The sequence below is a fragment of the Komagataeibacter nataicola genome, from assembly GCF_003207795.1.
GTDB classification, from domain to species: Bacteria; Pseudomonadota; Alphaproteobacteria; order Acetobacterales; family Acetobacteraceae; genus Komagataeibacter; species Komagataeibacter nataicola.
On record NZ_NIRT01000038.1, the window covers coordinates 19,934 to 28,508 of the forward strand.

At 56.9% G+C, this 8,575-nt stretch carries 6 protein-coding genes and 1 pseudogene; all 7 read left to right on the plus strand.

Annotated features, from left to right (window positions below):
* Positions 1–9 precede the first annotated feature (9 nt).
* The 7 genes and pseudogenes from CDI09_RS14960 (at position 10) to CDI09_RS14990 (ending at position 8,499) form a co-directional block, all read left to right on the plus strand.
* Positions 10–2,085, plus strand: coding sequence for a hydantoinase/oxoprolinase family protein (locus tag CDI09_RS14960; protein WP_078526924.1), 2,076 nt, complete (start codon positions 10–12; stop codon positions 2,083–2,085).
* Complete coding sequence (locus CDI09_RS14965) at positions 2,076–4,067, plus strand: hydantoinase B/oxoprolinase family protein (RefSeq protein ID WP_078526926.1); 1,992 nt, start codon at positions 2,076–2,078, stop codon at positions 4,065–4,067. The genes CDI09_RS14960 and CDI09_RS14965 overlap by 10 nt, the downstream gene beginning before the upstream one ends.
* Before the next feature lie 47 nt (positions 4,068–4,114).
* Positions 4,115–4,318 carry a DUF3311 domain-containing protein gene (locus tag CDI09_RS14970; protein ID WP_078526928.1) on the plus strand — a complete coding sequence of 68 codons (204 nt, stop codon included), beginning with the start codon at positions 4,115–4,117 and terminating at the stop codon, positions 4,316–4,318.
* Positions 4,308–5,693, plus strand: a complete 1,386-nt coding sequence (locus CDI09_RS14975; RefSeq protein ID WP_110571396.1) for a sodium:solute symporter family protein — start codon at positions 4,308–4,310, stop codon at positions 5,691–5,693. The genes CDI09_RS14970 and CDI09_RS14975 overlap by 11 nt, the downstream gene beginning before the upstream one ends.
* A 213-nt stretch (positions 5,694–5,906) precedes the next feature.
* Positions 5,907–6,852: pseudogene (locus CDI09_RS14980) on the plus strand (transposase).
* Positions 6,853–6,870: 18 nt separating this feature from the next.
* A complete protein-coding gene (locus CDI09_RS14985) occupies positions 6,871–7,167 on the plus strand; it encodes an autotransporter outer membrane beta-barrel domain-containing protein (RefSeq protein ID WP_078526931.1) in 297 nt (98 codons plus the stop codon).
* Between the two features lie 528 nt (positions 7,168–7,695).
* Positions 7,696–8,499 carry a putative hydro-lyase gene (locus CDI09_RS14990; RefSeq protein ID WP_078526932.1) on the plus strand — a complete coding sequence of 268 codons (804 nt, stop codon included), beginning with the start codon at positions 7,696–7,698 and terminating at the stop codon, positions 8,497–8,499.
* Positions 8,500–8,575 lie beyond the last annotated feature (76 nt).

The window sequence follows — 8,575 nt, forward strand, 5'->3', positions numbered from 1 at the left end:
ACATTCTTTATGGATTCATTGAAAAACCGGGTTGGAATAGACGTAGGTGGCACGTTTACCGATTTCGTCATGTTCATGCCGGGCGCTGACAGGCTGGTGAGCCACAAGCATCCGAGTGTGCCTTCGGACCCTTCGCGTGCGGTCATACAGGGGCTGGCGGAACTGCTGGAGATGACGGATACAACCCCGAAGCAGATCGGGGCCATCGTGCATGGCACTACGATTGGCCTGAATGCCATCCTGCAACGCAACGGCGCCCGTGTTGCCCTGCTGGTCAGTCAGGGGTTTCGGGATGTACTGGAGGTCGGGCGCGGGCGCATGCCGTCCTCGCTCAATTTCCATGCCGTAAAGGAAAGCCCCCTGGTTCCGCGTGACTGCGTTATCGAGATCAATGCGCGGCTTGATCCGCAGGGCAACGTGCTGGCGGCGCCGACCGGGGCGGAACTGGAGCGTGTGAGGAGCGAAATCCGTGCGCTGGCACCCGATGCGGTTGCGGTCATGGTATTACATGGCTACGCCAATGCCGCGTTTGAGGAGAGGCTGGTTACGTCGCTTTCCATGCACCTGCCAGGGGTTTCGTTTTGTTCCGCATCTTCAATCTGGCCTGAGATCAGGGAATACGAACGCACGCTTGTCGCATGCATGAATGCCTCGATCCAGCCGCTCATGCAGCGTTATTTCGATCGGCTCGAGGCCGGTATCGCATCGCTCTCGATCGAGGCCCCGCTGTTTATCTCCACCTCCAATGGGGGGCTGGTCAATCTGCGCACGGCGCGCGCCCGACCGGTTGAAACACTTCTGTCAGGCCCGGCGGCCGGGGTTACGGCTGCAAGCCGGATTGCCGTGGCGGCAGGCGCGGACCATGTCGTGACATTTGACATGGGGGGCACAAGCAGCGATGTGGCCGTGGCATCTGGCGGTCAGCCCGAATTCACGACCCGCACGGATATTGGCGGCCTGCCGCTTATCCTGCCCACGGTCGCGGTGGAGGCAATCGGGGCGGGTGGCGGATCGGTCGTGCATGTTGATGCGCATGGCATCATCAAGGTCGGCCCCAAAAGTGCTGGCGCCTTTCCCGGCCCCGTAGCCTATGGGCAGGGGGGAAAGGCGCCAACCGTGACCGACTGCTATCTTGTCATAGGGATCCTTGACCCCCTGCGGTTCTTTAATGGCAAGCTTGCGCTGGATGTATCACTGGCCCGGGCGGCGCTGCTTGATATCGCAACAGCGCTCGGGCTGGATGGCCCCCAGGCGGCTGAAAAAGCGGCATGGGGCGCGCTACGTGTTGCCACGGCGGGCATGGGGGCGGCACTGCGCAAGATGCTGTCAACCCGCGGCCTGGATCCTGTGGATTTTACCCTGTTGCCCTATGGTGGCGCAGGGCCAACGCATGCAAGCTTTCTGGCTGATGAAATGGAAATGGCGCACGTGCTCATTCCGGGCGAAGCCTCAACCCTGTGTGCATTTGGCGCGGTGCTGGCCGATCTGCGGCGGGATTTCATCCGCAGCCTGCGCTGCACGCTTGATGCACGGAGCATGGACGAGCTGCGCCAGTGTATCACCGCGCTGGAGGATGCGGGGCGGGTGTGGGTCGCGGAGGAAAAGCGCATTGTGGAATCCGTCAGTTTCCAGCGCGAGGTTGAAATGCGCTACGGTGGCGAGGCCTATGACCTCAAGATCACCTTGCCGGACGTTGACGTGACGGAACTGGATGAAAAGTTCGTGGCGGAATGCTTCCACCGCAGGCACGAAGCGTTATATGGCTTCCGTGACGCGGATGCGCCGCTGCGTATCATGGCCGTGCGGATTGGCGTGATCGGCCATGTCAGGCCGGTGCCATTGCCCGAAGGCGCAGGGCAGGCCGATGAACCGCAACTGGCGGGAAGAAGACAGGTATTCCTGCATGATGGATGGCATGATGTGCCGGTTTATGACAAGGCGACGCTTGGTCCCGGCTTCGTCATTGCCGGCCCTGCCATCATCGAGCAGTCCAGTAGCACCGTTCCCGTCCTGCCGGGATGGCGGGCGGAAGCTGACAGACACGGCAATCTCCGCCTTCTGAGGGCAGGTCAATCATGCAGCTAGATCCCATTACGCTTGAAATCCTCAATAATCAGGTCGTGTCCGTTGTCGAGGAGATGTGCATGACCCTGCAGCGGGTCGGCCGCTCGCTGTATGTGAAGGAAACGGCGGATTTCGCCTGCGCGCTTGCTGGCGTGGATGGAAAATTCTTTGCCTATCCCGGCTCCATCGGTGTTTCAGGATTTGTGGGGCTGGACTGTATGCCTGCAATCAGGGAAGCAGGCACGCTGGCCGAAGGGGATGTGCTGATTACCAATGACCCCTATCATTCACAGGGGCTGGCGACGCATCTGCCCGACCTGCATGTCATCGCCCCGGTTTTCCATGATGGCCGGATCATCGCCTATCTGTGGGCTTTCGTGCACTGCTCGGATATAGGCGGCCGCGTGCCCAGCAGCGTATCCACCACCAATACCGAAATCTATCAGGAAGGGTTGCAGATCCCGCCGCTCAGACTGGTCAAGAAGGGCCGGATTGATAATGAAATCGAACGGCTGATCCGCGTCAATTCCCGCACGCCTGACAACAACATGGGCGATATTCAGGCCATGCTCGCGGCAATAGGGCTGGGGCAGCGGCGCGTGGCAACGCTCGTACAGCGCCATGGCATTGCGACATTCCTGGCAGCCCAGAAGGATCTGTGTGCCTATACGGCCCGGCGCGCAAGGGCCGCGATTGAAAAAATTCCTGATGGTAGCTGGGCATTTTCCGATTATCTGGACAGTGACATGGTCAGCGGGCTACCGGTCCGTTTTGCCGTCAAGGTCGTGGTGGACAGGGGGCGCATAACGCTGGACTTTACCGGAACCGACCCGCAGGTTCATGCCGCCATGAACATTCCCAGCGCCGGGAAAGTCCATCCCTGGCTGACCCTGCGCATCATGGCGCTTGTTGTCACACTGGATCCCGGCATTCCGCTGAATGCGGGGCTGCAGTTCCCCATCGAGATGATTGCCCCGCGTGGCAGCGTGGTGCATCCGGTGCGCCCGGCAGCGGTGGGCGTGCGGCATGCAGCCTGCGTGCGGGTGAATGACGTGCTTAACGGTGCGCTTGGCATAGCGCTGCCCGAAGTCATGACGGCAGCCAATAGCGGAGTCATCATTCCTGTCGTTGCGGCGGAACCGGCAGGTGATGGTGAGAGGAACGTGCAGGTTGTCGAGCCCATGACCGGTGGAACCGGCGCGCGCCATGGCATGGATGGCACTGATGGCCGGGACCCCTCGATTTCCAACCTTGCCAATAATCCGGTGGAAATGGTGGAAAGTGAACTCGGTGTACGGATCCTGCACTACGGGCTGCGTGCCGGCTCCGGGGGGGCCGGGCAATGGCGTGGCGGCATGGGGCTGGAACTTGTGTTTCGTATCGGTGTGGATGATACGCTCATACTCGCCCGTGGGCTCGAGCGCATGCGCTTCAGGCCATGGGGCGTGCAGAAAGGAAGCCCCGGTGTCCTGACCACGCTTTCCATTACTTATGCCGATGGCAAGGTAGAAAAGCTGGATGGCCTCGATATCATTGCACTCGGTCAAGGTGACACGGTCAGCCTGTGCACGGCGGGCGGTGGCGGATTTGGTGATCCGCTAGAACGCGAGCCAGCACTTGTGCTGTCCGATGTCAGGCGCGGCCTTGTTTCGGTCGAGCAGGCACGACAGGAATATGGTGTCGTCATCACGGATCGGCAGGTTGATGCCCAGGCCACGGCAGTCTGCCGTGGCAGGCCGCTAGCGCGCGAGCATGATCTTGGGCGCCTGCAATGGGAAACTGTCTTTTCGCCTGCAGTGATGGAGGTATTTGGCCGTTTTCTGGACACTTTGCCAGCAAGCCGGCGCCATGGGGAGAAAGTCAGGCTGATCGCACAGGTTATGGCCCTTCTGCCCGCCAACTTTCCGGTTGTGAGGGTCGAACCCGATGTGCTGGCACAGGCGCATGATGCCTTTGCCACTGCTGTGGCCGCGCTGCCTGCAGGTGCCGGTCATGCCTGCTGAGCGCGGGTTGACGAAAACCCTGATTCTCATGACAGGAAGCAGGCCGAATGCGTGATAGCATACGCGTGTTGACAGCTCTGGGCATACCGTTTGCGGCTGTCGTGCTGTCAGTGCCGCTTCTGGCCCGGTCTTCCGTCATGATTATGGGTTTCCCCATTGCTGTTGCGTGGTTGTTCTTCTGCCTTTTCCTGACATCCGCCAGTATGGGTATTGTCTGGTTCGTAGCTGACCGGAAGCGTGATGATGGCTAGTTTCTTCTTTGTCGGTATCATTTCCCTTGCCTTCGCGTTTGCCGTTCTTTCCCGCTATGGTCATGCGCGGCAGAGCAATCGTGACTTCTTTGTCGCGTCCGGTCAGTTTGGTACGTTCCTTGTTTTCATGCTGGGCGTGGGCGAGACTTATAGTATCGGCAGCCTGCTGGGCTTTCCCGCGGCGGCGGAACGGCAGGGGGTGTCTTTTGTCTTATGGTATATGGGCTTCCTCATCCTTGCCTATCCGGTCGGATATTTTGTCAATCCACTGATATGGAAGGCGGGACAGCGCTACAATGCCATAACATTTGCCGATCTGTTTCAGGGGCATTTCAAATCACCTTTTTTAGAAAAGATTATTGTATTCAATGTTCTGCTGTGCCTGATCCCTTTGGGTGAGCTTCAGTTCGCGGGCATACTCAATATTGTCAACTGGATGCACTGGAACATCTCACCCCTGGCCACGACATCCGTAGCAGCATTACTGGCCTTTGGCTGGATCCTTATTTCAGGCATCAGGGCGCCTGCCTATGTCTCGGTCATGAAGGATCTTCTGATTCTTCTGGTTGTAATCGGGGTGGGTTTTCTGGCTTTCAGGGCCATAGGGAGCCATGGAGGGTACACGGATATATCCAGGATGGGTCCCGTGCCTGACCGGCAGGATGAACTCTACGCCGTATCGACCATCATCCTGCAGGCCATTGGCTTTTGCGTGGCGCCGCAGATGGCAACCTTTCTTTTTACGGCCCGTTCGGCACGGGTGGTCCGGCGTAGCCAGATTGCCATGCCGCTTTACATGCTCATGTTTCCCTTCCTGTATCTTGTGGCAGTTTATGTTCATGTTACGAAACTGCCGTTACCTGCGGCCAATGACGTGTTCATGGCCGCTGCCAACGCGCTGCTGCCTCCATGGGCGCTCGGTATTGTTGCCTCCGCCGGTGTGCTGTCCGGGCTTGTGATTCTGGCGGGAACCTGTCTGGTGCTCGGTCCGCTTATTGCCCGTAACCTGCTCCCCGCCGTATCCGACCGGATACAGGGACGAAGTGCGAAGATTGCAATTGCGCTATATCTGGTCTTTTCCGTTATGGCTGCCAGTCACATGTCGGCCCTTATGGTTACGCTGACCAGTTTTTACTACATGGGTATAATACAGATGGCCCCCGGTCTTGCGAGTGTTCTGTGGCGTATCCCGGCACCGCCACTGGGCATCGCTATGGGAATTGTGGTGGGAGAGTCTGTTACGATCAGTCTTGTATGGACCGGGGCCCGGGTGGGAGGATGTAATGTCGCCATTTTTGGGCTGGCCGCGAATATGGCCTGTATTGCAATGATGTGGGGTGGGCACAGATGGTACGGACGGCACAGGAACACATGACTGAGCCAGCAGTCGGGCATCAGGATGACCCAGCCTGTGAGAATGAACGCCTCCACCTGAAGAACCGGATTCCCGGGGGGAGGGTGTGAAAAAGCAAGCCCAGTAATACCGTTGTTCATTCGCTGGTCGAAGCCGGAGGGTTCTAAAAACCTCTTGGTATTGAGGCCTGCACTGTGATTCCATTTTTCTGGTTCTGCTTGGAGGAATGGCGATATGAAACAGCCCGGTTTCTTTGATGTTGAGGAGCGGCTGGCGCGTCTGGGCGGGTTTGGTGATCAACTTGAAGCCTTTTCCCGGACCGTGGATTTTGAAGTCTTCCATTCTGATCTTGACAAAGCTCTGGCCTATTCAGACGGGCGCAAGGGGGGCGTCCGCCGTTTGATCCGGTACTGATGTTCAAAATTCTTGTCATCCAGACGCTGAACAACCTGTCCGACGAACGGACAGAATCCCTGCGCAACGCCGGTTATCTGCCGATGTCAGGCCAGATCCTGGACGCGACATTGGTAGCGGCCCCAAAGGAGCGCAATATCAACGATGAAAAGACGGATCTGCGGGAAGGAAGGGTTTCACAGGACTGGCAGGACAAGCTGTCAAAGCTGTTCCACAAGGACCGTCATGCGCGCCGGACGCTGAAGTTCACGAAAGCGAAGCGGCAGGAGGACGGGAGTATGCCCGCAACAGATCTGGCCATCCCGTTCTTTGGCTATAATCGCACGTCTCCATCGATCGGAAATTCCGGCTGATCCGTAAATGGAAGGCGACCGATGCAGCGGCCAGCGATGGCGCCAGATTACGCGAGGGCCTGCTGGATAAAACCAATGTGGCATCAACAGTCTGGGCGGATACAGCCTACCGCTCAAAAGCCAATGAGGCCGTCATGGAAAAGCATGGCTGTGTCTCGAAGGTTCACAGGAAAAAGCCGCATCTCAAGCCTATGCCCCGACATATCCAGAGATCCAACGCCGGAAAGTCCGTTATCCGGTCGCGTGTCGAGCATGTCTTTGCTGATCAGAAATCACAGACGGAGCTGTTCGTCCGAACCGTAGGCATCGTTCGAGCCACCATGAGGATCAGGCTGGCCAATATCGTCTATAATATGCGCCGCTTTCTTCTCCTGAAGCGGATTAACGCCGCCGCGTGGCAATCCAGAGCATGAAACCCTCTCTCGGCTGGTGTGCAGGTGGATACGAAACAGGCCCTTGGCGCCCGTACATCGCTGATACCGTTCCTGTGCGTTGCCTGGCAGCATGAATTTTTGCACGACCGTTACGCCACATCATCCCTGCAGTTCGTGTCGGGGTATGACTTTACAACCCATGGCGCGCGCTCATGGTGTGACGCGGCCCGGATCGAGATGGGGCTGAACCTGCTCTTGCTTGACGGGCGGTCGATCGATGGAAAATTCACCGGCGTATTTTCCGATACCTCACGCGGTATCGCTGGCACGGGTGGCTTTCCCCGGGCAGTATAGCGTCATTCGACCTGCATCCCGTCGGCCTATTTCAGGATGGCGCGGGATGTGAATTCCGTTCCGTTTAACACCCTGCCACGATCTGTGAATATTCAGGTCGCGCGAAGACGGGTGAGCACCGGCATGACCACGGAATTCATGGCAGTGCGGTGAGAAAAGCCGTTTATTCCCGGACTGATGAAAAAAATACAAATTCACATGAAATTATTATTTAGAACTGACCCACATGCAGTTCAGAACTGTGATCGTGGCTAGCGGAACAGAGCCAATGCCGGGCTGTGTACATTGCTGCGCTGTCTGTCTGTGCATGTTTATCTTCACTCTGCCTGAGCTGTGACGCATGATATAAAAATCATTTCATGTTCAATAAATCATAGAAAAAAGGATAAATTATTTTTATAAGGCTGCATTATTATTATCAATTTGATCTTTCGTGTTTTTATCATAACCATATCATTGCAAAACCATTGTGAAAATCAAGTGAGGCATGTCTATCTACGTTCATGTCAAAAAGGGATGAAATAAGTAATGTCATCTTCCACTGTGAAAGAGATCGATTATTTTCATGCCGATCCGGAAACGGTCCGAAAGGCCTGTCGTGCCGGGCATATTGTCAACCATACAGCGGGGATGGCTACCGGATATATCCAGGCCAACCTTGTCATGCTGCCTGCCTCGCTGGCAGCGGATTTTCATGAATTCTGCCAGAAGAACCCACGTCCCTGCCCCCTGGTAGGCATGTCCGCGCCGGGGCAGTACACTGTTCCTGAACTCGGGCAGGATCTTGATCTCCGCACGGACGTGCCGCGCTACCATGTGTGGAAAGACGGGAAAATGGTGGATGAGGTCACCGATATCCGCCATTACTGGCAGGATGACCTTGTAACATTCGCCCTGGGCTGTTCCTTTTCCTTTGAAAACGTCATGACAGCCTGCAAGGTGCCCTTGCGGCATATCCAGACCGGCCGGACGGTGCCGGTATATCGTACAAATATAGAATGCACGCCAGTCGGTCCGTTCGCGGGGCCGGTTGTCGTGTCCATGCGTCCATTTACATCAGCAAACATCATTCGCAGCGTGCAGATCAGTAACGAGATCCCGCTGGCGCATGGTGCGCCGATCCATGTCGGCTTTCCGCATGAAATCGGTATTGCCGATGTCATGAAGCCTGATTACGGCGAGGCGACTGACATCATGGCAAATGAATTGCCTGTATTCTGGGCGTGTGGCGTAACGCCTCAGGCAGTCCTGGCCGCAAGCAAGGCTGAATTCGCCATTACCCATGCCCCTGGCGCCATGCTTGTGACTGATACCAACCATTGTTTGGCCTGACTCACGGGGTACCCATCGGTTTAAAAATGTGATTCATAGGATGCAGACCATTCTCTGAAGGAGGCATTCTGGATGG